Source organism: Vibrio sp. B181a (assembly GCF_030248375.1).
Lineage (GTDB): Bacteria > Pseudomonadota > Gammaproteobacteria > Enterobacterales > Vibrionaceae > Vibrio > Vibrio campbellii.
Genome location: NZ_JAHGAD010000045.1, coordinates 67,499 through 92,598, shown reverse-complemented (window position 1 = coordinate 92,598; position 25,100 = coordinate 67,499). Strand labels below are relative to the sequence as shown.

The window sequence follows — 25,100 nt, the reverse complement described above, 5'->3', positions numbered from 1 at the left end:
TAAAAAGTCAACATTAACTGAGTTGGTGAACTATAAATTCATCAATAATTTGATCTGAAGAGGGTTGAGTTACTTATCAATGATTTATTGGTTAATTATTTTGGTTGGATGTTGTGCGAATGAAAATAGAGTTAGGACTTGTGGCGGTTCACAAGTCCCATAATTATTCACTTTTCTGCATGAGGTGTTTGTTCTGAATAAAACGCGGCAACATCGCGTAAATCTTCATCATTCAACATGCGTAATTGGGCTGCCATCATCTCAGCCAAAGGGCCTAAGCGAAGCCCATCTTGATAGGCTTTCATAGAATCATACAGGTACTGAGCATTCTGACCGGCTAGGTTAGGGTAAGCGTCGTTTGTCGTTATGCCGTTTGAGCCATGACAATAGACACAGCTTGGCGATTTAAGTTTGCCTTTTTCTGCGTCACCGAATGGTTTCGCCACAACAGAGGAAGAGAGAATAAGAGACGCTAGAAGCACGTATCTAAACATGGATAGTTCTCGAATTTAAAATATTGGTTTCGAGATAGAATAAAGCTTCCCCTTAGGGGAAGCTCAATGATCAAAATCAAGTTAAAGCATAGATTTAAGGCTAGATAGGAAAGTATCGATGTCTTGTGCCGAAATATCTTTGTGCGTCACGAAGCGGATTGGGTTTCCTGGCGTAATCGTGATGCCTTGCTCCTTCATCTTTTCTGCAATACCAGCGATATCCACTTGCGGGTCAAGCTTAGCAAAGACGATGTTGGTTTGAACAAATTCTGGATTAACAGAGAAACCAGGCAATTCCGCTAAACCTTCCGCTAATGTCTTTGCATTGATGTGGTCTTGTTTTAGTTGTTCCACTTGCTCGGTAAGGGCTAGTTTACCAGCTGCAGCAAGAATACCCGCTTGGCGCATACCACCGCCGACCATCTTTCTTAGGCGACGAGCTTTTGCGATGTACTCTTTGTTGCCAAGCAATAATGAGCCAACAGGGGCAGCCAAACCTTTAGATAAACAGATAGTCATTGAATCAAAGTACTGACCAATCTCTTTCACCGGAACATCAAGCGCAACGGCTGCGTTGAATACGCGAGCGCCATCTAGGTGCATCTGCAAGTTATGTTTGTTCACAAACTCACGAGCCTCTGCAAGGTAGGAAAGAGGAATCACTTTACCGTTGATGGTGTTCTCTAAGCTAAGTAGGCGAGTACGTGCAAAGTGCGCGTCATCTGGCTTGATTGCAGCTTCTAGCTTATCGAATGGCAAAGTACCGTCTGGGTTGTTTTCAATCGGTTGAGGTTGGATAGAGCCCAGTACCGCCGCACCGCCAGCTTCGTACTTGTAGTTATGCGCTTGCTGACCACATAGGTATTCGTCACCGCGCTCACAATGCGCCATTAAGCCAAGTAAGTTTGCTTGTGTGCCAGAGGTTGTGAACATTGCCGCTTCAAAGCCCGCAAGCTCAGCAGCAAATTGTTCTAACTCGTTAACGGTTGGGTCATCACCGTATACATCATCGCCGACAGGAGCGGTAAACATTGCTTCACGCATTGCTTGGGTAGGTTGTGTAACGGTATCTGATCGAAAGTCCATAATTCTCTCCTCGGTCGAAAAGACCTAAATATAACCGCAAAGACGAGCTTTGCTTAGGCAAGCGATAGTTTTGGCATCAGTAATCATGCCTTGAATAATCTGTTGTTCGAGTTCTTCTCGTGACAATGTCACCACTTCAATGACTTCATCGTCGTCACACTCGTATCGATTGGTCCTGTTCAGTTGCTCAGCAACAAACAAGTACTGGATTTCATCACAGAAACCAGCAAGAGGGGTAACTTGACCAAGCGATGTGAACTTTTCGGCGCTGTATCCTGTTTCTTCTTCTAACTCTCTTTGAGCGCAGTGCAAAGGATCTTCATCGCCTTCACGTGTGCCAGCAGGCAATTCAAGCAGCCATTTGTTAAGAGAGGGGCGGAATTGATTAACAAGAACGATGTTGCCATCTGAAGTAATGGGTAAGATAACGGCAGCACCGGGGTGTTGGATAGTGGTATGTTTGATCATCCGACCAGTTGGTAGCTTGATTTCCTCTTCGACCAGAGAAATCTGCTTCCATGTATGAATTGTTTTGCTCATGCAGTTGTGGATCCTAGCTGTAACCGCGTGTTGACGTGTTTTGCACATTAACCACAAACCGCGTGAAACAAAAGTAGAAAATGGTTTCATACTCTTATGAAACCTGCACTTTCAGTGAGTTATGTCCCATAAATGAAAACTATGGTTACCCGCGCACGCGCGCGAGGAGCATCTGGTATAACCGAGGTTCACTAAAAAATACACTTGTAACAAAGTGATAACAAATGTATAAAATTAAATATACAGCCTCAGTTCAACAGCCGGAGCTTTTATGATTCAACCATCTTTCGCATCAAATGCAGAAAAGGCGCTTCTTTCAGAGCGTATCAACAAGCTGGCTAAAGCACTGACCGACGGCGTTTACGAGCGTGAACACACCATCAAACTTTGTCTTCTTGCCGCTCTAGCGGGTGAGAGCGTCTTTCTTTTAGGTCCTCCAGGCATTGCAAAAAGCTTAATCGCCAAACGTCTTATCCAAGCATTTGATAACAGTAGTTACTTTGAGTACTTAATGACTCGCTTCTCAACACCAGAAGAAGTGTTTGGTCCGTTGAGCATTCAAGAGCTGAAAGATAATGGTCGTTATGTCCGTCTTACCCAAGGTTACCTGCCAACGGCGCAAGTGGTTTTCCTTGATGAGATTTGGAAAGCAGGTCCTGCCATTCTGAACACGCTTTTGACCGTTGTGAACGAAAAGACATTTAAAAACGGCAGCGATATCGAACGTGTACCGATGCGTCTTTTGGTTTCTGCATCAAACGAGCTGCCAGATGAAGACAGCGGCTTAGACGCACTTTACGACCGTATGTTGGTGCGCGTGTTTGTAAACCGCATTCAGGACAAACAAAACTTCAAATCCATGCTGACAGTGGGTACGTCTCAAGAAGCGCAAGTTCCAGAGGGCTTGGCGATCACAGACGAAGAATACCACCGCTGGCAGCAGCAACTCGACAAACTCACTCTGACCGATAACGCATTCGAAAAGCTTTTCCAACTAAAAACGATGTTGGAAACCAAAGTCGAGTCTGAGTTTGGCGACGCATCATTAACAGACATGTACGTGTCTGACCGCCGGTGGAAGAAAGCGGTCAAACTGCTTAAAGCGAGCGCGTTCTTTAATGGGCGTGACGAAATCAATCCACTTGACCTTCTGCTACTTCAAGATTGTTTATGGAACAGCCCTGAGTCACGCGATGTCGTTCGCGGTGTGATTCAAGAGTTCGCTCTTAAGCATGCCTTCGACCAGCAAGAAGCTGAGCAAGAGATCGAATACTGTCGTGAATCTTTGGTTGATGTACAGCATGAGCTTGAAGACAAGTATCGCATGACGCTAAACGCTGAAGCGGCAACAGGTCTGCTTCGCAAAGAAACCATGAGCTTCGATACATCCAAAGCGAAAACTTACAAAGTAGGCGCGGCGGTGAATCTGGTTAAGTTGGTTATTCTGCAAAGTAACATGTCGGTTTCTGAATCAGAGAAGGGTGACAGCCGCTGGGTATACGTGCCAAAAGACGAACTTGACCGAGTGATCAAAGAAGGTCATGGCGATGTGTATGGTTACGTGAACCAAAACACCAATATGTGTCGTCTGCGTTTTGATGTCGATGCAGCCAACAACCTAGTGATCCGTGACATTGCTAACCGAGGCGTGTTGGTGAGCTTGGTTACCCAACAAGGTTTAGATGTTGAGCTTTACCAAAAATGGTTGGCAGAAAGCGAAAAAGCAGTCAGCCAATTGAGTGAAGCTGAACATCATATGCGCAAGGTTAAAGCCAACTTCCATGGCGCATTACCACACAGCTTCGTGGATCCAGAGTTACCACGTCTAATGGAGTCGAGTCTACAACAGGTGAGCCAGAGACTTGAGTCTATCCAAGGTGAAAGCGAGAAGATCATTCAACGCTTTAAAAAGTTACATCAGTTTTTCTCTTAAGGAGACGACATGTTAGGTGCAGACGGACTCAACTTAGCGCTCATGGTGGCGGATTCAGGCATCATTGATAGTGCGGTTAACGATTTAATGGCGCGCTCACAAGTCATGATGGTGGCGGAAAACCGAGGTATGAAATCCTCGGTAAAAAACCATCTGCTTAAATGGCGTGGCAACGTGAAAAAGCGCATGACGAAAGTCTGTGAGACAGAACGTTTCCAACAAGAACTCGCGCTCTACCAAGAAGTCATTTATTGGGATGAGAACGAGTTCTTTGAGCGAATTGATGACGTGATCAAGAAGCTTGAATGGCACTCAGCGTTTTACATGCAAGCGCGTCGTATGATGGAGAAGAACAAAGGGGTGAACAATCCAATGTTCCCTCATTACTTCTGTGACCAGTGGTATCAAAGCCTTGCTGAAGCAATCAAACAAGCACAAGTTTCTGAGCTTGAAGAGAACAAAGAAAAAGTCCTTAACGACCTTTATCAACGTATGGAAACCATGCGTAACATGGACAAAGTGACGGAAGCTGGTGACGAAGAAAGCGTAGGGCGCTTATGGGACATGGCGTCAGCTAAGTTGAGTAAAACAGACTTAACTGTGATGAAGCGCCACGCAGAGTTCCTTAAAAAGCACAAAGGCTTGCAAGATATCGCAGAACAGCTTGGTCGCATGGCGGGACAAGTGAATGATCCTGACCTCAACCGCGCACCAGCAGAAGAGCTGCAAATGGTTGAGGAAAAGAGTGACGAAGCGACAGACGATATCGTCGGTATTCATGAAAGTGATGATCTCAACAAACTGTTACCTAACGAAACCATGTTTTTGGCGTACCCAGAGCTGGAAGTCGTGTTCTACAAGCATCTGGTGGATAAACGTTTGATGAACTACCGCACGCAAGGTAAGTCTCGCACACTACGTAAAGTGAAAGCGCACAAACCAGATCACAAAGCGGTCGACGTTGAAAAAGGACCGTTTATCGTTTGTGTTGATGCGTCAGGCTCGATGAGTGGCTTCCCAGAGCAATGTGCCAAAGCTATGGCGTACGCACTGATGCAAATCGCTCTGGCTGAACAACGTGACTGTTATGTGATTATCTTCTCCACTGAGCACATTACTTACGAGTTAACACGTCAGGATGGCTTACGTGAAGCTGCCGACTTTTTAACTTACAGCTTCCATGGTGGTACGGATTTGGAGCCAACGTTGATTAAATCCATAGATTTGATGAACAGTGACAAATACAAAAACGCCGACATGGTTGTGATTTCAGACTTCATTGCGCCAAAACAGCAAGATGAGTTGCTCGCAAAAGTTGATGCGTTAAAAGCGAAGAAGAACCGCTTCCATGCCATTAGCTTGTCGAAGTACGGCAACCCAGCGTTAATGTCGATGTTTGACCACACTTGGTCTTACCATCCAAATGTAGTGGGGCGCTTGTTTAAACGCGTTGCCAACGGTTAATCGCGAGAATAGAGATACAAAAGCGGCATCGATTGCCGCTTTTATTTCGTCTATCTGTTTTGATTTGTCTTAACCAAAGTGAGTAAATCTGTACGGTTTAGGTCGAATTAACATCGGATTGGTTTAAAACAAAGCAAACAAACAGAAATTTTGGATTTTTGTTTGACTATATTTCCTGAATCCGTAAAGTAGCAACCAACGCAACGGGGCAGAGCCTTTAAACGTAAACAATTTGGCGCCTTGGCAGAGTGGCTATGCAGCGGATTGCAAATCCGTGGACCTCGGTTCGACTCCGGGAGGCGCCTCCATATTTTTGGGTATGGCAATGGCGATATCCAGATGCGAAAGCATCAACAATAGACCAGCGAAAGCTGGTTTTTTTGTGCCCGAAATTTGGTGTGTGAATACGCCATATTCAGTATCTTAGATAGCCCTCAAGAACGTCTTACAAAAGTTTACCTCACCATACAAACTAATACGCTGTTGCTAGTTTATCTTTAACCCGATGATACAAAGAAGTTTTTGGCTTCGCTCTGCTGTTGTTTAGTGAGGCGATATCTTTTCTTGAGTGTGTATAGTATTTTGTATGTCAATCTTTGTTGTTATCATTTCTATCAATAAAAGCTGTCGCTGATTAACATCTGTGTAGCTTTGTAGCCTCTCCCATGTGCCACGGGGGGAACGCTCTTTACAATCGATACGACAACAGGAAAACAATACGTGACCTTTAGAATACATGCTGCTCATGCATATTCCCTTTTGATGTTTACCACCCTATTTGCTTTAGCAGGCTGTGGAGGTGACTCCGGCGGTACAACTGTTACACCGCTTGGTGAACCTCAAACTCCATACACCCCTAAATTTGCTTCTGAAAGTTTAGTTCTAAACTTAAAAGATAATAGGGACATTAATGTCGAACGTGTTGAAAATACAAGTCGACTCGTTTCTGCTTTTTATGATGAAGAAATGGAGAGACTCTTTTCCGCTGTAGGTTTACCTGACAATTCGACAATAGACGACTTAAGAAACAAGCTTTCAACCCTAGTTGGCGAAACGGAACGTGGGTATGACAGAATGTATTCTATTTACGATTCTGGTGTGAGTTTCCACATTGATTCAAATTCTTACCTCGCCTTTGGCCTAAAAGATATTTTTGAGGACCAATCTGAATTGCGAGGGGATCATTACACTCATATAGGGCTTGTTTCGATACCTAACCAGATAGATTGCTCTTTGATAATAAGTGTTTTTGATAAACCATCCCTCACGTGCGAGAGTAGTGATGACGGCAATCAACTTGCCATGTCATACAGAGAAACAAATCAGTGGGCTGAATACAGTTTTAAGTTGTCGTCAGATGATTTCAATTTCGATGAAACATCTGTCACCTTTCAGCCTAATACAAGGAAAATTGAGCTGAAGCAAAACGGTAACTCTGCAAAAGAAGGATGGTTAAACAATGACACATCAGTATCGTGGATTAACTAGAACGACCGATTAATTCTGACAACAAAGGCGAGCCATACCAGCTCGCCTTTCTCGTTGAGGAAGCCTTTAAAAGCCAAGTGTGAACTTTCTTGCGGCAATCTATGTGAAATCTCTTTAGAATGTCTTCTTCGACAAGGAAGCAGTGAAGACACATGAGAAATACCGACGACTACATTATTTTCTATCATTTGGTTGAGCAAGGTTCATTCAGCGCCGCTGCAAGACAAATGGAACTCACTAAGTCGGTCGTCAGTAAGCGCATTGCCAAATTAGAGCAGGAGATAGGTGTTCAACTGCTTTATCGAACCACACGCACGCTTAAACTGACAGAAGCAGGGCAATCCTTCTTCGAGCATGCGCGTAGTGTTTACCAAGCCGTCGCAACCGCAGAAGAATCCATTGTTGGTTTGGGTAAGAGCCTATCCGGCAACATCAAGATTACCGTTCCGACCATCTCTGGTGAACTTATCCTTCCTACTGTTATTTCTGAATTCAACCAAGCTTATCCAGATATCAACATTGATATGGAACTGGATAACCGCTTCGCCGACATCGTCAACGAAGGTTTTGACCTTGCCATTCGTACCGGGGTTTTGCCTGATTCAAGCCTGATAGCGCGTAAGCTGGTTGATGCAAACTGGATTGTGTGTGCATCGCCTAAGTACGTCGCCAAACATGGCAAGCCCCAAACACCGGACGATCTCACTAAACACAATTGCTTGGTTTACGCCTATCAAGAGGCAGGTGCACGTGAGTGGGCTTTCAAGAGTGATGATGAGGTGTATCAGGTTAAGGTGGATGGGAATCTATGTACCAATAACTCATCTGCGTTACGCAACGTCGCTTTGCTAGGGCAAGGTATCATTTATGTGCCTCGGGTGCTGGTTTATGAAGACTTGCAGCAAGGTAAGCTGATTCAGTTGTTTAAAGACGAAACGGCTAAGTGTTTGGGCATTTATGCCGTGTACCCATACACTCGTCAGCAACCAGAAAAGATTAAGATCTTTATCGAGCATCTGTATCAGTGCTTTCAACGTCGTAGCCATCAATTCTAGTGACTAAACTTTTCTCAAAAGGCGTTATTCTCCTTTGGTGGCAGGGGTGCGCTCTAAATTTTAAACTCTCCAATCTATCGACTTTCTTCATTAACCGACAATGTCACAGCCAGATAACGCTGCTATAACGCCATGGCATTCACATGTTGTGGTTTTGTTTTGACTGAATATTCTTTCAAGGTCAGGTATATAAGGCCTTGTTGACCCTTTCGACTTTCATTTTCTTCGATATCGTGCACATTTGTTAACAATGTACTTTGCTATTGTTTCTTTTTGGAAACGATAAGTTTCTTTGTTTACTTTATAGTTCTGAGCACTTTAAGTAATTGAATATATGGATAATTAATGTAGTTGACTTTATCTGGACGCCGTTATCGGACTTTGGCGGCATGGACGTTCAGATTCGGACTACTTATATTGGCTGGGCATAATAACTAGAGATACGGATATGAAACAGAAGCAGCTCATCGACGCATTTGTCACCATTGTCGGGGAAGAAAATGTCCTTACCGATGAAATCAAAACCAAGTATTACCGAAGCGGTTTTCGCTCAGGGAGCGGCACGGCGTTGGCGGTGGTTTTTCCCAATACTTTGCTAGAGCAGTGGAAGGTCATCCAACAATGTGTCGACAATAATTGCATCATCATCATGCAGGCGGCTAAGACGGGTCTGACCGAAGGCTCAGCGCCAAGTGGTAGTGATTACGACCGAGATGTGGTGGTGATCAATATCACCAAGATGAAGCAAATCTATCTGTTAGACGGCGGTAAGCAAGCGGTTTGTCTTCCGGGAGCAAGTTTACATTCATTAGAAAAAGAGCTGCGAGCGGTTAATCGTGCGCCGCATTCAGTGATTGGTTCTTCCTCTCTTGGCGCAACCGTCGTGGGCGGTATTGCAAACAACTCTGGTGGCGCTTTGGTTAAACGTGGTCCGGCTTACACAGAGTTAGCCATATTCGCTCAGGTGGACAAAGACGGTAAGCTCAATCTTGTTAACCACCTTGGTATTGAAGGATTAGGCTCGACGCCTGAAGAGATCTTACAGAACATCCAAGATGGTAATTTCGACCCAGATAAAGTGATTCATGATGAACGCATGGCGTCGGATAAAGAATACGACGAACGTGTTCGTGATGTGACTTCTGATATCCCATCGCGCTTTAATGCCGACGAACGTCGTCTGTACGAGGCGAGCGGTTGTGCGGGTAAACTGGGCGTGTTCGCTGTTCGAGTCGATAGCTATCCAATCCCAGAGAAAGAGCAGGTGTTCTATTTAGGCACTAACGATCCAGAGAAATTGACCAAGCTGAGAAAAGACTTCCTTACTCAGTTTGAAAACTTGCCAGAGATGGGTGAGTACCTTCACCGTGACATCTTCAACATGGCGGAAAAATACGGTAAAGATGTGTTCCTTTCTATCGATTTATTAGGCACGGACAACCTGCCTAAGATGTTCTCGCTAAAAGCTAAGGTTGAAAACTTCTTAGAGCGTGTACCGTTAGTCAGTAAATACCTGCCAGATACTATTCTCTACTACGCAAGCAAGCTATTCCCACAGCACCTTCCTAAGCGCATGTTGGAATACCGTGATAAGTACGAGCACCATCTTGTACTTAAAATGAGTGACAGCGGTATTGCCGAAGCGCAGAAATACCTCAAAGAGGTTTGGGCAGCTGAGCGCGATAGTGACTTCTTCGAATGTACACCAGAAGAGGGCAAGAAAGCGTATCTACACCGTTTTGCAGCAGCAGGTGCAGCAATTCGTTACGAAACCATTCACCGCAAGGAAGTGGAAGACATTGTGGCTCTTGATATTGCGTTACGACGTAACGATGAAGAATGGTTAGAAACATTACCTGAGGAAGTAAGTAAGAACCTCGTTAAGTCCCTCTATTACGGGCACTTTATGTGTTATGTTTTCCACCAAGACTATGTCTTCAAAAAGGGCACCGACACCAAGCTGATGAAGAAGCTAATGTTGGAACACCTAAATAGTCGTGGCGCGAAATACCCAGCGGAACACAACGTAGGGCACCTGTACGAAGCGGAAAACTCGCTGCAAAAGTTCTACCATCAACTGGATCCAACCAATACTTTTAACCCAGGCATAGGTAAAATGGACCGCTACAAGCGCAACTGTAACTGCTGTGCGTAAGCACTAAACCGATATGATGTGGAGAGTCGCTTAATACAGCGGCTCTTTTTTTAACAAGAAATAGTGTAATAAGCCGTTTGAGTTTTAATCGAATCGCTCAACTCCCATACGTTCAGTCGTGTTTTTAACCATCTGAATCAAAAAGAATAAATTTATTGTTGACCTGAAATCTTAATCCGTTAAAGTACGCCTCGTTCTCACGGCGAAGGTCGTTAGAGCAGGTGGTGTTACCATCGCATTGATTGCGTTGCCCTGGTGGTGGAATTGGTAGACACAAGGGATTTAAAATCCCTCGACGTTCGCGTTGTGCCGGTTCAAGTCCGGCCCGGGGCACCATCCGAAAATTGAGTGGGTGAATTTAATATCCCGCCGTCGAGTTGACCGGCCGAGTGTCGGACCATCAATTCTGGCTCGGGGCACCATCTCAAATTATGCGACACTAGCTCAGTTGGTAGAGCGCAACCTTGCCAAGGTTGAGGTCACGAGTTCGAACCTCGTGTGTCGCTCCAGTTGAGGCGCCTTGGCAGAGTGGCTATGCAGCGGATTGCAAATCCGTGGACCTCGGTTCGACTCCGGGAGGCGCCTCCATTATTTTCGAAAGCTCGTCATCATGACGGGCTTTCTTCGTTTTAGCGCAACAGAATTGACGCGCCTTACTTCCTCTTTCTGCTGTTTACTTATTATCTCCTCCCTGATTATTTGATCGTGATTCAATAATTGCGTTCAATTAGTTATTGGTTTTATAAATGTTACACAACTCAATAATTGTAGAGGGTGATTGGTGATAATTTCTCCACGATTGTAGTCCGAACTTTTTGTTGTACAACAGACGGTTAGTTGGATCTTTTCTTCCTGTCATGTTGGCTCTCTAAGCTCGAACTTCGTTCTAAAACGTGAGAGAAAAATAATGAAAACATTCAACCTTACACCCACACTTTTACCTTTAACTTTGCTGCTCAGTTCGCCGGTAATGGCGGCTCAAAATGGAACCATGATGCAGTATTTCCATTGGTATGTGCCAAATGACGGTGCACTCTGGACGCAAGTTGAAAACAACGCGCCAGCACTATCGGACAACGGCTTTACCGCATTATGGCTACCGCCTGCCTATAAAGGTGCTGGTGGCAGCAACGACGTAGGTTATGGCGTTTACGATATGTATGACTTGGGGGAGTTTGATCAAAAAGGATCGGTGCGAACCAAATACGGCACGAAAGACCAATACCTCGATGCCATCAAAGCGGCACACGCAAACAACATTCAAATTTATGGTGATGTGGTGTTTAACCACCGTGGCGGTGCGGATGGTAAATCGTGGGTCGACACCAAGCGAGTCGATTGGAACAATCGGAACATTGAACTCGGCGACAAATGGATTGAAGCTTGGGTCGAATTTAGCTTTCCGGGGCGTAACGACAAATACTCAGATTTCCATTGGACGTGGTATCACTTTGACGGCGTTGACTGGGACGACGCAGGTAAAGAAAAAGCGATCTTCAAATTCAAAGGCGATGGCAAAGCATGGGATAGGGAAGTCAGTTCTGAAAAAGGCAACTATGACTATCTCATGTACGCAGATTTAGATATGGACCACCCAGAAGTGAAGCAAGAGCTGAAAGACTGGGGCGAGTGGTACTTAAAAATTACGGGTGTGGATGGCTTCCGAATGGACGCAGTCAAACACATCAAATATCAATACCTGCAAGAGTGGATCGATTACTTGCGACAGAAAACGGGCAAAGAGTTGTTTACTGTCGGTGAGTACTGGAACTACGACGTGAACAATCTGCACAACTTTATCACCAAGACGTCTGGCAGTATGTCGTTGTTTGATGCACCGTTACACATGAACTTCTATAACGCTTCACGCTCCGGTGGTAACTTCGACATGCGTCGTATCATGGATGGTACCTTGATGAAGGACAACCCAGTGAAAGCAGTGACTCTGGTTGAGAACCACGATACGCAGCCTCTTCAAGCGCTAGAATCTCCTGTCGATTGGTGGTTCAAGCCTCTCGCGTACGCGTTTATCTTGTTACGTGAAGAGGGCTATCCGTCAGTCTTTTATGCTGATTACTACGGCGCGCAATACAGCGATAAAGGGCACGACATCAACATGGTGAAAGTGCCGTATATTGAGAAATTGGTGAAAGCCCGTAAAGATTATGCTTATGGCAAGCAGCACTCTTACCTTGATCATTGGGATGTGATTGGTTGGACGCGAGAAGGGGATGCAGAACACCCGAACTCAATGGCGGTTATCATGAGTGATGGCCCTGGCGGTACAAAATGGATGTACACAGGTTCACCAAGTACGCGTTACGTCGATAAGTTAGGTATTCGCACGGAAGAAGTCTGGACTGACGCCAACGGTTGGGCAGAGTTCCCAGTGAACGGTGGTTCGGTTTCTGTTTGGGTTGGCGTTAAATAATCCAACTTTCAGACTTGCAGATGTGACGAATTTCGAAAATAGTGCGCATTTAATCAATGTGTTGTTTGATATTCATGAAACATATGCGTAACTTTATACCAAAGTATTATCACTAGGCAGATTAAGGAAGGGAATCTATGGCTGACGTTTTGATTGTTGCGATTGTATTCGGTGCAATATTTGGTGGCGGTATCGTTAAGCTGATTCTTAATCATCGTAAGGAAGTAAGAGCGTTAGAGATTTCTGAACGCAACCAGATGAGTCAAGAAGAGCGAGATGGTCTGAACAAGCAAGTAGAAGACCTAAAACAACGTGTTGAAGTATTAGAGCGCATCGTTACTGACAACAGATACCAACTTGATAAAGAAATTGCGTCTTTGTAATTCCGAACCAAGAAGAAAGAGCCAGTTTAATACTGGCTCTTTTTGTATCTGCTTCTTTTTCCAAACTAAGTGAAGCGATTGACTACCGCTCATCAAAGAAGTCTTTGTTACGAATGTATTTACTCATTAGGTGGTAGGAGAAAGGGCGGATCAGCCAACTCACCAAAGAGCGTCCCAGACGCATCAATGTGGGCGTATTCTCATAAATTCTTCCGTTATAAAGCCAAAGCATTTTGCCCACATGCCAGTAGAGAAAAGGTACCGGAGGCATAAAGGTGACAATGTCGATATCACAACAAATACGATAGGTTTTATGGCCTAACCCATACCGTTTTCTAAATGTCCAATCGCCAATTGCTGGCTGCCCAAATGTGACTACACGTTTAATGCTTTTCGGGTACTTGCGTTCGATATAGTCGGCAAACACGCTGCCAATTGCGCCGCCCGATGAATGCCCAGTAATTGTGATTCGTTTGCCTTGTAGAATCAGTGGTACGACGGTGGCTTCTAGTCGCTCAATCACGCTCAAACCAAGACGATCTTCATTTCGAGAAGGTTGGCTTTCTTGAAATAGCAAATGGTAGAAACCTGCATGGATGCGATAGTTAAGCCCAAGGCGCTTGCAGCTACGAGTCCACATGGCAAAGTTCAAAAGCCAATCGCTAATGCTGTGCGACCCCTTAATGACAACAACGACTTCTGTGCGCTTTTTACTCCATAAAACACGGATCATGGTTTTGCCAAACTCGTTTTTAATGATCCGCTGTCCATTAGGATCAAACCCATAGCGGGTCTGTTTAAAGACTCTGGGGTAGGCGAGATTGCAGAGTACGGCGTAGCGTTCGTATTGGTATCGTTTTAGAGGCTTCACGTTGTCGTTCTGTTTTTTAGTCAACATAAACTCTAGACGTGAAATATGAAAAATAAATGACGAAGAGAAATGGACACAGATCACGAAGCATTTTTATCAAGAGTCAATGAAAGCAGATTATTGCGTCAGTATTCATTCAATATATGAGGATTTTGAAGTGTTTTTGTTTGTGTAGGCACCACAGTGAATAGTAGGTAAGCCATTTGATATGTATATGAATTGCGCAAAATGATCGCAGATTGTGCATGCAAGTCTGCTTTTTAACCGCATGAATAAAAAAGATAAAATTTGTTGTTGACCTAGAATCTTAATCCGTTAAAGTACGCCTCGTTCTCACGGCGAAGGTCGTTAGAGCAGGTGGTGTTACCATCGCATTGATTGCGTTGCCCTGGTGGTGGAATTGGTAGACACAAGGGATTTAAAATCCCTCGACGTTCGCGTTGTGCCGGTTCAAGTCCGGCCCGGGGCACCATCCGCAAATTGAGTGCGTGGATTTAATATCCCGCCGTCGAGTTGACCGGCCGAGTGTCGGACCATCAATTCCGGCCCGGGGCACCATCTCGCGCTAGTTGAGAACAACAATTCGGTAAGGCGCCTTGGCAGAGTGGCTATGCAGCGGATTGCAAATCCGTGGACCTCGGTTCGACTCCGGGAGGCGCCTCCATTCAACATCGACATTTAAAGGGTACCATCGCTCTAAGTGTTGAATGATAAACCGACAAGTTGCTGCTTTTTATATCGAACGACTCAGGCTTAGGTGTTTTCCTTTGACACTCACTGATAATTCCGTAAAGTAGCGGCCATCGAAAGGGGCAACCCAGACGATACATTTCAGAGTTTCTTTATTGAAACACTATGGCGCCTTGGCAGAGTGGCTATGCAGCGGATTGCAAATCCGTGGACCTCGGTTCGACTCCGGGAGGCGCCTCCATTATCTTTCTTTTCACCCGTAAATTGAATCCAAAGCCTTAGTTCAGACCTCTGACCATTGGAAATTCCCAACAAAACTAACTTCTTAGAACCCACAAAATCGTTACACTTGATCGTTATTTACGTAAGTAATTTCGACAGAACCCTCATTTTACACTTTTCGTCATTCTCTTTAGTTCCCAAAACACCGATTCAACTGTATTAACAGAACGTTGTTAATTATAAACTGAGTGCATTACCAAAGGCTAATTGATAACATCATATATAACTTATTGTTAATATATAACTTATTGTTAATATATGACATTGTTAGTTTTTGGCTCAGGATGAGCCCATTTTGTATTAGGGAGAAGTACACGTGTTATCTCATTTAAGCAGGCCATTCGTAGCCTTAACGTTAAGTGCTGCGTCGCTCACTGCTTTCGCAGCCTCAATGGCGAGTTACCCAGAAGGGTGGCAAGATTGGCCAGTGGTTAAAGAGTCACAAAACCTACCTGCAGACACTGTTCTGCCGCCTGACACCTCATTGTTTATTCAAGAATCCGTTCGAGCGTATAGCTGGATCAATAATGGTCAAGGATCACCACTCACGATCCGCGTAAACCCTCAGAAAATCCAACAATACAAAACTCACGGGCCATATACTGACGGTCCAACGGCAGTGGCTATTTCAGAAGTTGATGGGATCGTTTGGGTGACTGAGCATATCGGCGGCATGGCCATCTATGGTAGTTATGATCGTCAAGGCAAAGATATTAGCCATACTCATCCTTCTTTGGAGCCCTCATTTTGTCAGAGCTGCCACACGACATATCAGGACATTTGTATCAATGGAACATGTGCTGAGCCCGTTCTAGGTGCTTATAAAGACAAACAGTAGTTGATTGTGAGTAATCGAGTTTTCGGCTGGTTGACGATTAACCAGATGCTGTTTGTTTCGCATCTGGTGTTGGTTCTCTCCATTATCTTAGGTTTATCATTTACGCGTTTCCAAAGTGAATGGAACATGCGTATTGAGCATGCTGCGACCATGGCGAAAACCCATTTGTCTTCTCAAGTAACGTTTTTGTCTGGCTCGATAGCTGGTCGCAACTACGCCAACCTCATGATGCCATCGACGAAAGAAAATCTCAGAGCGATCGATGATCTTCTGTTTATTGAGATATCGGGTGTTTCAGATTACAAAACTCAAAATGTAGCAGTGCGCTATTTGTCTGAATCGAACCAAGTGTGGCGAATTGATGTCAGTGATCAAGAAGTTAAGGTCTTAAAAAACCAAAAGGCCAATCTGGTGAAAATGTTGTCGATGACGCCAGATACGGAGGAGATCAAACGCAATAAACTTCAATACCTAATAAACAAAACCAATGTGGATTTAGCGTCACTCTCGGCCAGTCAAACGTTAAACCGGGAGACAGAACTTCCTTGGAATAAAAGTGCTTTGCAGCAATCAGATTTTTATTATGATTCAACTCTTTCTGTATTACATGTCTGCTTGCCTTTAAGAAATATCAATGGTGGGTACATCTGGGCTGTGTTAGATGCGAGCGCATTGGATAACATTAAAGGTTACTTGATAAAAGAGCTGCTTAGTGAGGCGTTAACCGCGACACTGATTTCTATGGTGTTGATTTATATGGTCACAATATGGATTGTGAGTCCGCTTAAGCGTCTTTCTCAATCAATGAAGAAAGACATCGAAAAGATTGACCAATCACATATCCCAGAAATCACACGTTCAGATGAAATTGGTGAACTCGCACGTTCCTATTCAAGTTTGATCACCAAAATCAAAAACCAATTGAGGGTACTTCGTCAGCAAACGGATACGGATACCTTAACAGGGATTGGCTCACGTTATTTATACAAGCGCAGTGCCCCGGTATTCGTGAATGAAACCCTTAGCCACATGAATTATGCCTGCTTTGTGTTGTGCGATATCGATAACTTCAAAAAGTTTAACGATACCTATGGACACACTGAAGGGGACAACGCATTGTGTGATGTCGCTGAAGTCTTTCGTTCTCAGCTAGGTAAAGATCAAACTTCGTTTCGCTTAGGCGGAGAGGAGTTTGCTTTGCTTATCTACGGTAACACTTTAGACGTGTTGAACTCCAAAGTTGAGCACTTGAGACGAGCAGTCGAAACACTTGCCATCCCCCATATCAAAAACCTGCCATCTGAAGTTGTGACGATTTCAGTGGGTGCGGTTCCACTTACAAAAGTAACGCCACACCTTGATTTAGAAGCCTGTGAAAAAGCGTTAGAGCAAGCCTTTGAAGTTGCAGATAAGAACTTGTACACAGCAAAAGATAAAGGTCGAAACGTTGTCATTATGGCAGAACCGATCAGCCTGTAGTTTTTAGTTTCATTCCATTTAATTCGGCCGTTCGGCCATTTAAGACCAAAGAAGAGAAAGGAGTCTCGATGCATAACATCGGAGAGGATAAGCATAACTGTCGCCCACAAACACGAGTCTGGGTTGACACAGATATCACGATCGGACATCACGATGGCTTTAAACTTTGTGATGTCGATGATGGATACGCGTTAGGTTTACTACTAAGAAGCCAAGAAGTCGAAATCGTCGGAGTAAGCTCGACACTCGGCAATTGTGATGACATTGAAGTGACCACAAGTATTGCGAGAACTTTCATTAAGAAGTTTGGACCGACTTACCTTGAAGTGTCGCAAGGGAGTGCCACTTACTTAGACTCTACGAAAGATATTCCCCCGGCCGTCAACGATCTCGCCACTCAACTAGGACAAGAGCCATTAACCATTCTTGCAATTGGCGCACTGACCAACATTGCTTTGCTCATTCGTCATTTCCCAGAACAAGCTAAGAGTATTGAAAAAGTAGTGTGCGTAGCGGGTAGACGCAGTACAGAGCAGCACTTTGTTGCCAGCAAACGCCAACCGAGACCATTTCGAGATTTGAACTTTGAAGTTGATCAAGCGGCTTTTCAAGTACTGCTCGATAGCGATATCCCAGTAACACTTGTCCCATTTGAAGCTTGCGCGCAAGTTTGGATTAACTTTAAAGAGCTTCATAAAATGAGCCACGGGAGCAGTCTTAGCCATTTCTTAGAGTCCCATTCCATTGCATGGTGCGCTGAGTGGGAGGTGATCTTTGGTGCGAAAGATGGCTTTATTCCTTTTGATATGATGGCTGCCGCTTACGTTGTGAATCCTGAATGGTTTATTTCCCGCCATTGGAAATCAAAGGTAGAGCTCGCTGTGAGTGATACAGAGAAACACAAAGAGAAAGCGTATCTGATCTGTAACGAGTCGATAGAGCAGGGGCGAGAGATCGAATATGTGGTCGAAGTGTCACCGGATGCGGAGCCGGAAATGCTCAAGCGTCTTGCAGAACGCGACATTGGTGCTTTCGTGCTTGGCTTATCTCACATCAATGTCATTGTTGATGATGTTGATTTGGCAGCGGATTACTATCAGCGCGTGCTTGGATTTGAGCGTGCAGTCGATGCTCAAAGTCAAAAGATGGATTACCGGAGTGTGAGTATGGCCGAGTTTAACCAAGATGCAGGGTTAGGTGGGCAAGATGTCGTTGTTGATGTGTTATTTGTAAAGCATCCTTACGCATCAGTCTATCTTGAATTGATGAAATATCACACGCCAGTTGGGACAACCGAAATACCACCTCAACCAAAAACCTACGATATAGGTGGCCCACGCCATATTGCCCTCGAAGTCTCAAACTGTAGTGAGGTGTTCCGATACTTGAAAGAGCAAGAGGGCGTAACCATGATTGATGACTCAGATAACTATCACCCAGAAAAATTGGACGGATTCCCGATCTCGTTTTTCTACTGGATAGACAAATATGGCATTCAATGGGAAATGGAAGAAGGTCGTAGAGTAGGGACATCCCGCGGAATTATTTAACACAAACCTATGAAACCCACTTGAATTTGATTAAAAAGCAAGCGTTTAGTCGTTTGCTTTTTCTTTGTTATGAAGAAATATGACATTTATATTGGGTTGATATTAGTTGGGTTACAGAAATTTTGTTTGAATTACGAAAGCAAAGGTTTAAATACTGGTTAAAAACTACTCCTACCCCTTTAGGGTAGTTTGATTCTGTAATTGATTTACATCATGTATTAATTTTCTTTCACATTTAACAATGCGCTCAGTGATAAGAACCTAACCCTTAGGAAGTACAATGAGCAAGTTGAAGCTAGTAGTCATCGGTAACGGCATGGTAGGCCACCGTTACATTGAAGACTTAGTCGAGAAAGCTGATATGTCTAATATGGACATTACGGTTTTCTGTGAAGAACCTCGTGTCGCATACGACCGTGTGCACCTTTCCTCTTACTTTTCTCACCATACTGCAGATGAACTTTCTTTAGTGAAAGAAGGCTTCTACGAGAAACACGGTATTAACATGCTGATCGGCGAACGCGCGATTAACATCAACCGTGAAAACCGCATTGTTTACTCAAGCACTGGTCGCGAAGTTCAATACGACAAGCTGATTCTTGCTACTGGCTCATTCCCATTTGTTCCACCTATCAAAGGTCACGAAAGCAAAGACTGTTTTGTTTACCGTACTATCGAAGATCTTAAAGCGATCGAAGCGTGTGCGAAGAAGAGCAAATCAGGCGTTGTTGTCGGTGGTGGTCTGCTAGGTCTTGAAGCAGCAGGCGCATTGAAAGCTCTGGGAGTAGAAACGCACGTTGTTGAGTTCGCACCAAAGCTAATGGCTGAGCAACTTGACCTTGCTGGTGGTAACCAACTTCGTCAAAAGATCGAGCGTATGGGCGTGAACGTTCATACCAGCAAAAATACGCTTGAGATTGCGGCAGAAGGCACAAACGCACGCAATGTTATGCGTTTTGCTGACGGTTCAGAGCTAGAAACAGACTTCATCGTATTCTCTGCAGGTATTCGTCCACAAGACAAACTAGCACGCCAAATGGAGCTAGAAGTGGCACCTCGTGGCGGTGTTGCTATCAACGACTATTGTCAGACTTCTGATGAGAACATCTACGCGATTGGTGAATGTGCGTCTTGGAACGAAATGTTCTACGGCCTTGTTGCTCCAGGCTACAAGATGGCGACAGTTGCTGTTGATCACCTACTAGGTAACACAGAAAGCAAATTCGAAGGCGCTGACATGTCTGCGAAGCTGAAGCTGTTGGGCGTGAAAGTAGGCTCTATCGGTGACGCAAACGGCCGTACTGAAGGCTGTAAGAGTTACGTTTACCAAAACGAAGAGCAAGAAGTTTACAAACGTCTTATCGTTTCTGAAGACAACAAGAAACTGCTTGGCGCGGTTATGGTTGGCGATACGTCTGACTACGGCGATCTGCTTCAACTTATGTTGAACGAAATCGACCTACCAGAACACCCAGATGCGTTGATCCTTCCTGCACACGCAGGCGCAGAGAAACCAGCACTAGGTGCAGACGCTCTACCAGAAAGCGCAGTGATCTGTTCATGTTTCGACGTGACAAAAGGCAAGATCGCTCAAGCGGTTGCTGATGGTCACCACACATTGGGTGACATCAAAGAAGTGACTGGCGCAGGTACAGGCTGCGGTGGTTGTATTCCTCTCGTGACCTCTGTTCTAAATGCTGAGCTTGCTAAATCTGGCATCGAAGTGAAGAACGACGTGTGTGAGCACTTTGCATACTCACGCCAAGAGTTGTTCCACCTAATCCGCATTGAAGAGATCAAAACGTTTGATGAGCTTCTAGAGAAATACGGTAAAGGTTACGGCTGTGAGGTTTGTAAACCACTGGCTGGTTCTATCTTGGCTTCTTGCTGGGGTGAGCACATTCTTAAGCCGCAGCTGGTTAAGCTGCACGACACGAACGATAACTTCCTAGGTAACATCCAAAAAGACGGTACTTACTCTGTTATTCCACGTATGGCGGGTGGTGAAGTAACACCTCAAGCACTGGGTGCGTTAGCGAACGTTGCTGCTGAATACAACCTGTACACCAAAGTCACCGGTGCTCAACGTATTGGTCTGTTTGGTGCTCAAAAAGACGATCTTCCAGAGATCTGGCGCAAGCTTATCGATGCTGGTTTCGAAACAGGTCAAGCGTACGCAAAAGCACTTCGTATGGCGAAGACATGTGTGGGCTCTACTTGGTGTCGTTACGGTGTTCAAGACTCTGTTGGTCTAGGTTCTTATATCGAGAACCGTTACAAAGGCATTCGTACACCTCATAAGATGAAGTTCGGTGTTTCTGGCTGTACTCGTGAGTGTGCGGAAGCACAAGGTAAAGACCTAGGCATCATCGCAACTGACGCAGGCTGGAATATGTACGTATGTGGTAACGGTGGTATGAAACCTCGTCACGCAGACCTACTAGCAAGCGATCTAGATAAAGAAACGCTAATCAAGTACATCGACCGCTTCATGATGTTCTACATCCGTACTGCTGCGCCACTACAACGTACTTCGGTTTGGATGGAAAACATGGAAGGTGGAGTTGACTACCTACGCGAAGTGATTGTTAACGACAAACTTGGCATCAACGCGCAACTAGAAGCTGACGTAGCGAAGCTTGTAGACGAGTACGAATGTGAGTGGACTGCGACTATCAACGACGAATCACAACTGACTCGTTTTGCTCACTTTATCAACTCTGACAAGCGCGATGACAACGTTGTGTTTGTACAAGAGCGTGAACAGCACCGCCCAGCAACCTTCACGGAAAAACATCCTGAAGCGAAAGGCGACATCCTACACGTAGCGATCACTGAAGCATAAGGGAAGGTTGATTATGTCATTTGAAAAGATTTGCCAAATCAGCGACATCGTACCGGGCACGGGTGTTTGTGCACTGGTTGATGGTCAGCAAGTTGCGGTATTCCGCCCAACACAAGCAGAAGAAGTGCTGGCGATCAGCAACACAGACCCGTTCTTCCAATCAAACGTGCTTTCTCGCGGTTTGATTTGTGAGCACCAAGGCGAGCTTTGGGTGGCTAGTCCACTTAAGAAGCAACGTTTTAACCTGACAACAGGTGCGTGCATGGAAGACGAGCGTTTTAGCGTGAAAGCGTACAAAACGCGCGTAACCAACGGCGAAGTAGAAATTTCTGCATAAGCTTGGTTTCCATTCCCTCCTCTAAGGGGGAGGGAATGAACCGAAATCTAGATTTAATAGGCAAAGGCTTTCCGTGGTTCATCTGCGGGGACAGGGAAGCTAGGTGTTACTCAGCGGCAAGCCTTTCTCTATTCAATCTTTAATTTTTAACTTTCACTTTTGAATAAGGACACATTCATGTCTACTGATTATAAGCCTGCAGAATTCGTTCAAACCATGATCAACGTGGGTGAAGCGAAAACCAACACTAGCACTCGCGATTTGTTACTTCGCGGTACTATGGCGGGTATCATCCTATCGCTAGCCGTTGTCGTTGCTATTACCACTATGGTTCAAACGGGCATTGGCATCGTGGGTGCGCTTGTTTTCCCAGTTGGTTTCGTGATTCTAAGTGTGATGGGTTACGACCTAGTAACTGGTGTTTTTGGTCTAGCGCCTCTGGCTAAGTTTGCAAACCGTCCTGGTATCACTTGGGGGCGTATTTTCCGTTGTTGGGGTCTTGTAGGCTTGGGTAACCTTATCGGTTCTCTAATCGTTGCTTACCTTGTGGCTATCTCACTAACAGGTAACTTCTCTCTAGAACTGAACGCAGTAGCGAAGAAATTCATCGCTGTTTCTACCGCACGTAGCCTTGGTTTTGAAAACATGGGTATGGACGGATGGATCACGTGTTTCGTACGCGGCATCTTCTGTAACCTAATGGTATGTCTAGGCGTTATCGGCAACATGACAGCACGTTCAGTGTCTGGTCGCGTAGCAATGATGTGGTTCCCAATCTTCATCTTCTTCGCACTAGTATTTGAGCACACGGTAGTAAACATGTTCCTATTCCCACTAGGTATGATTCTAGGTGCGGATTTTGGTATCGCGACTTGGTTGAATTTCAACCTTATCCCTACCATCCTAGGTAACATTGTTGGTGGTCTAGTAATGACTTGTATTCCACTGTACCTAACTCACGCAAAAACTGCGCCTTCTATCAACGCTGAAGAAGAAGTAAAAGCACAACCTGCAATGGCTAAGTAATCGAGGTTTATTACCAATATTAGGTAATGAACGAGTCGGGACTCTCTTTGGACTTGAACCGAGAGATTCCCGACTACGCTCCTTCGTCGCTTTCGGGAATGACTCATATAGGAGCAATTCAACAAAGACTGCTCATCTAATGCGATAACTAGCAAAGCGAAAAGCCTGTCATTCCCTAGCTGGAGGAACGACAGAGTAGGGAATCTCGTTCCCATCTACGAATAAGCTATTTGGCTATAAAAAGCGCTTCTTTGCCAAGAGTCTCTCTTTATATCTAAATTTTTCGATAGGCGTTGATATGACTACTGCTCACTCATCTTTAAACAGCGGCTTTGTTTCTCTTGTTGGTGCAGGTCCTGGTGATCCTGACTTGCTCACAGTAAAAGGCTTAAAAGCCATTCAAGCGGCTGAAGTTGTTGTGTACGACCGTTTGGTGTCCAAAGACATTCTTGAATTGGCTCATGCATCAGCAGAGATGATCTACGTAGGCAAAAAATTAGACTTTCACTGTGTGCCTCAAGATCAAATCAATCAAATCTTGGTGCAAAAAGCGCAAGAGGGTAAGCGTGTTGTACGTCTGAAGGGCGGCGATTCATTTATCTTTGGCCGTGGTGGTGAAGAGCTAGAAGAATTAGCGGAATTTGGCATCAAATACGAAGTAGTCCCAGGTATCACAGCGGCAGCGGGTGCAACGGCTTACGCCGGTATTCCATTAACACACCGCGATCATGCTCAAAGTGTTCAGTTCATCACTGGTCATGTACAAAAAGATGGTCGTGAGATTGAATGGCACTCGCTAGCGCAGTCAAACAACACGCTTGTTTTTTATATGGGTTTGAAGCAAAGCGGTCATATTATGGACAAGCTGATCACACATGGATTAGACCCAGAAATGTCATGCGCAATCATTGAGAATGGCACGCGCCCAGAACAACGAGTGTTCCAAGGTAAGTTGAACGAACTTTCTAGCATGGCAGAGCAAGCAGTGAGTCCTGCACTGATTGTGGTGGGAAGTGTGACACAGCTGCACAACAAATTGGATTGGTTCGGCAAGTAACCGAAGACTTATTCTTAAGCATTAGATCGCGCAAGGACTGCGTTTCTGTTGCATCTCTCTTTTCCGCATTGGCATTTCATCGATAAGGTTGTTGATAAATTGCCAATCGGTCTTCGCTCCCCAGCGGTGTTTCTCTTCGCCATCTTTACCCAAAAGAATCGCCGTGTGTTGACCTGCTTTGACTTCGTAGAGAGCGGCCAGCATTTTCAAATCGAACTCTTCTTTTAACCATGAAGGTTCAGTAAAACCGTCCTCTGCAATCACTAAAGTGATCACGTCGCGGTCTTCCAATTCACATTCATTCATCAGGGCTTCGAGCAAAAACTGTTTTACGTGGTCGTCATTCGCAGGTGCAAAATACAACACGCTACGATGCGGCCAGTATTGGGCATGCGCTGGATAACCAAATACCGGGCTCGATATGAGGCATGAAAGCAACAGGGCAACGATTGTCTTACTCATGGCTTCACTCCTAGTAACGCGAATACCAAGTTATACGGTAAGTTTAGTGGAATTAGCTCATTGTGCTTTGGTGCAAAGTGGCATAGGGTATGCGACAAACAAATAAAGCGTATTAAATAGATGAATTCTGAAAGCAAACAAAAAATCGCAATCTTAGTCGACGTACAAAACGTCTATTACACCTGTCGCGAAGCGTACCGCAGCAATTTTGATTACAACCAGTTTTGGTATGTCGCGACACAAGGGAAAGAAGTGGTGAGTGCACGAGCTTATGCAATTGCGAGTAACGATCCTAAGCAGCGCCAGTTCCACCATATTTTGCGTGGTGTTGGCTTTGAGGTGATGCTTAAGCCTTACATTCAACGTCGTGACGGCAGTGCTAAAGGTGACTGGGATGTGGGTATCACGCTAGATGCGATTGAAATTGCCCCTGAAGTGGATGAAGTGATTCTGGTGTCTGGTGACGGTGATTTTAGCCTGTTAGTGGAACGCATTCAGCAACGCTTCAACAAGAAAGTCACTGTGTATGGGGTACCAAAGTTAACTTCCCAAACCTTGATTGATTGCGCGGACCATTTTGTTGCTGTCGATGAGGACTTTCTTCTTTAATCTCTCCTCACGGTATAGCTTCGGG

The 25,100-nt window shown here is 44.9% G+C and carries 20 protein-coding genes and 7 tRNA genes; 22 read left to right on the top strand and 5 right to left on the bottom strand.

Features of this window, described 5'->3' with window-relative positions; genetic code table 11:
* Nucleotides 1–167: 167 nt before the first annotated feature.
* From KIO97_RS19500 to KIO97_RS19490, 3 genes are all read right to left on the bottom strand, one after another.
* Complete coding sequence (locus KIO97_RS19500; protein ID WP_045376844.1) at nt 168–494, bottom strand: cytochrome c; 327 nt, start codon at nt 492–494, stop codon at nt 168–170.
* 81 nt (nt 495–575) lie between these two features.
* Nucleotides 576–1,580 carry a low-specificity L-threonine aldolase gene (ltaE, locus tag KIO97_RS19495; protein ID WP_005426721.1) on the bottom strand — a complete coding sequence of 335 codons (1,005 nt, stop codon included), beginning with the start codon at nt 1,578–1,580 and terminating at the stop codon, nt 576–578.
* A 24-nt stretch (nt 1,581–1,604) separates the two neighbouring features.
* Nucleotides 1,605–2,120: an NUDIX hydrolase gene (locus KIO97_RS19490; RefSeq protein WP_005426847.1), complete on the bottom strand. Its 516-nt coding sequence runs from the start codon at nt 2,118–2,120 to the stop codon at nt 1,605–1,607.
* Between the two features lie 271 nt (nt 2,121–2,391).
* Between KIO97_RS19490 and KIO97_RS19485 the strand changes: the two genes are divergently transcribed.
* From KIO97_RS19485 to KIO97_RS19435, 11 genes are all read left to right on the top strand, one after another.
* Nucleotides 2,392–4,053, top strand: coding sequence for an ATPase RavA domain-containing protein (locus KIO97_RS19485; RefSeq protein ID WP_285383727.1), 1,662 nt, complete (start codon nt 2,392–2,394; stop codon nt 4,051–4,053).
* A gap of 9 nt (nt 4,054–4,062) precedes the next feature.
* Nucleotides 4,063–5,517: an ATPase RavA stimulator ViaA gene (gene viaA, locus KIO97_RS19480; RefSeq protein ID WP_045376836.1), complete on the top strand. Its 1,455-nt coding sequence runs from the start codon at nt 4,063–4,065 to the stop codon at nt 5,515–5,517.
* Between the two features lie 234 nt (nt 5,518–5,751).
* Nucleotides 5,752–5,825 (top strand) — tRNA-Cys (locus KIO97_RS19475).
* Between the two features lie 412 nt (nt 5,826–6,237).
* A complete protein-coding gene (locus tag KIO97_RS19470) occupies nt 6,238–7,005 on the top strand; it encodes a hypothetical protein (protein ID WP_050906870.1) in 768 nt (255 codons plus the stop codon).
* Between the two features lie 152 nt (nt 7,006–7,157).
* Nucleotides 7,158–8,060, top strand: coding sequence for a LysR family transcriptional regulator (locus KIO97_RS19465; RefSeq protein ID WP_050906869.1), 903 nt, complete (start codon nt 7,158–7,160; stop codon nt 8,058–8,060).
* Nucleotides 8,061–8,508: 448 nt separating this feature from the next.
* Nucleotides 8,509–10,215, top strand: coding sequence for a D-lactate dehydrogenase (dld, locus tag KIO97_RS19460; RefSeq protein ID WP_050904550.1), 1,707 nt, complete (start codon nt 8,509–8,511; stop codon nt 10,213–10,215).
* A 249-nt stretch (nt 10,216–10,464) separates the two neighbouring features.
* Nucleotides 10,465–10,551 (top strand) — tRNA-Leu (locus KIO97_RS19455).
* 97 nt (nt 10,552–10,648) lie between these two features.
* A tRNA-Gly gene (locus KIO97_RS19450) sits at nt 10,649–10,724 on the top strand.
* Between the two features lie 5 nt (nt 10,725–10,729).
* Nucleotides 10,730–10,803: transfer RNA gene (locus KIO97_RS19445), tRNA-Cys, on the top strand.
* Nucleotides 10,804–11,122: 319 nt separating this feature from the next.
* A complete protein-coding gene (amyS, locus tag KIO97_RS19440) occupies nt 11,123–12,646 on the top strand; it encodes an alpha-amylase (RefSeq protein WP_285383726.1) in 1,524 nt (507 codons plus the stop codon).
* A gap of 137 nt (nt 12,647–12,783) precedes the next feature.
* Entirely contained in the window at nt 12,784–13,029 is a 246-nt protein-coding gene (locus KIO97_RS19435; RefSeq protein WP_005427091.1) for a hypothetical protein, read from the top strand.
* Nucleotides 13,030–13,111: 82 nt separating this feature from the next.
* On the opposite strand, the gene KIO97_RS19430 is transcribed toward KIO97_RS19435, so the two are convergent.
* The gene (locus tag KIO97_RS19430) at nt 13,112–13,900 is read right to left on the bottom strand and encodes a lipase (protein WP_105066485.1); all 789 of its coding nucleotides are present in this window, start codon (nt 13,898–13,900) and stop codon (nt 13,112–13,114) included.
* Nucleotides 13,901–14,285: 385 nt separating this feature from the next.
* On the opposite strand from KIO97_RS19430, the gene KIO97_RS19425 reads away from it, so the two are divergent.
* From KIO97_RS19425 to cobA, 10 genes are all read left to right on the top strand, one after another.
* Nucleotides 14,286–14,372 (top strand) — tRNA-Leu (locus tag KIO97_RS19425).
* Between the two features lie 118 nt (nt 14,373–14,490).
* Nucleotides 14,491–14,564, top strand: a tRNA-Cys gene (locus KIO97_RS19420).
* Between the two features lie 193 nt (nt 14,565–14,757).
* Nucleotides 14,758–14,831 (top strand) — tRNA-Cys (locus KIO97_RS19415).
* Between the two features lie 357 nt (nt 14,832–15,188).
* Nucleotides 15,189–15,710: a hypothetical protein gene (locus KIO97_RS19410; protein ID WP_373417330.1), complete on the top strand. Its 522-nt coding sequence runs from the start codon at nt 15,189–15,191 to the stop codon at nt 15,708–15,710.
* 126 nt (nt 15,711–15,836) lie between these two features.
* Complete coding sequence (locus KIO97_RS19405; protein ID WP_306417213.1) at nt 15,837–17,189, top strand: diguanylate cyclase; 1,353 nt, start codon at nt 15,837–15,839, stop codon at nt 17,187–17,189.
* Between the two features lie 68 nt (nt 17,190–17,257).
* A complete protein-coding gene (locus tag KIO97_RS19400; protein ID WP_285383725.1) occupies nt 17,258–18,739 on the top strand; it encodes a nucleoside hydrolase in 1,482 nt (493 codons plus the stop codon).
* 280 nt (nt 18,740–19,019) lie between these two features.
* The gene (nirB, locus tag KIO97_RS19395) at nt 19,020–21,584 is read left to right on the top strand and encodes a nitrite reductase large subunit NirB (protein WP_285383724.1); all 2,565 of its coding nucleotides are present in this window, start codon (nt 19,020–19,022) and stop codon (nt 21,582–21,584) included.
* A 13-nt stretch (nt 21,585–21,597) separates the two neighbouring features.
* Entirely contained in the window at nt 21,598–21,921 is a 324-nt protein-coding gene (gene nirD / locus KIO97_RS19390) for a nitrite reductase small subunit NirD (protein WP_005387969.1), read from the top strand.
* Between the two features lie 177 nt (nt 21,922–22,098).
* The gene (locus KIO97_RS19385; RefSeq protein ID WP_038891276.1) at nt 22,099–22,947 is read left to right on the top strand and encodes a formate/nitrite transporter family protein; all 849 of its coding nucleotides are present in this window, start codon (nt 22,099–22,101) and stop codon (nt 22,945–22,947) included.
* 298 nt (nt 22,948–23,245) lie between these two features.
* Nucleotides 23,246–24,004: a uroporphyrinogen-III C-methyltransferase gene (gene cobA / locus KIO97_RS19380; protein WP_005440981.1), complete on the top strand. Its 759-nt coding sequence runs from the start codon at nt 23,246–23,248 to the stop codon at nt 24,002–24,004.
* Nucleotides 24,005–24,025: 21 nt separating this feature from the next.
* Here cobA and KIO97_RS19375 read toward each other — a convergent pair whose 3' ends face one another.
* Nucleotides 24,026–24,466, bottom strand: coding sequence for a DUF4174 domain-containing protein (locus KIO97_RS19375; protein ID WP_285383723.1), 441 nt, complete (start codon nt 24,464–24,466; stop codon nt 24,026–24,028).
* A 120-nt stretch (nt 24,467–24,586) separates the two neighbouring features.
* Here KIO97_RS19375 and KIO97_RS19370 point away from each other — a divergent pair, with 120 nt between their 5' ends.
* Nucleotides 24,587–25,075 carry an NYN domain-containing protein gene (locus KIO97_RS19370; RefSeq protein ID WP_005532134.1) on the top strand — a complete coding sequence of 163 codons (489 nt, stop codon included), beginning with the start codon at nt 24,587–24,589 and terminating at the stop codon, nt 25,073–25,075.
* The last annotated feature ends 25 nt before the right edge of the window (nt 25,076–25,100 follow it).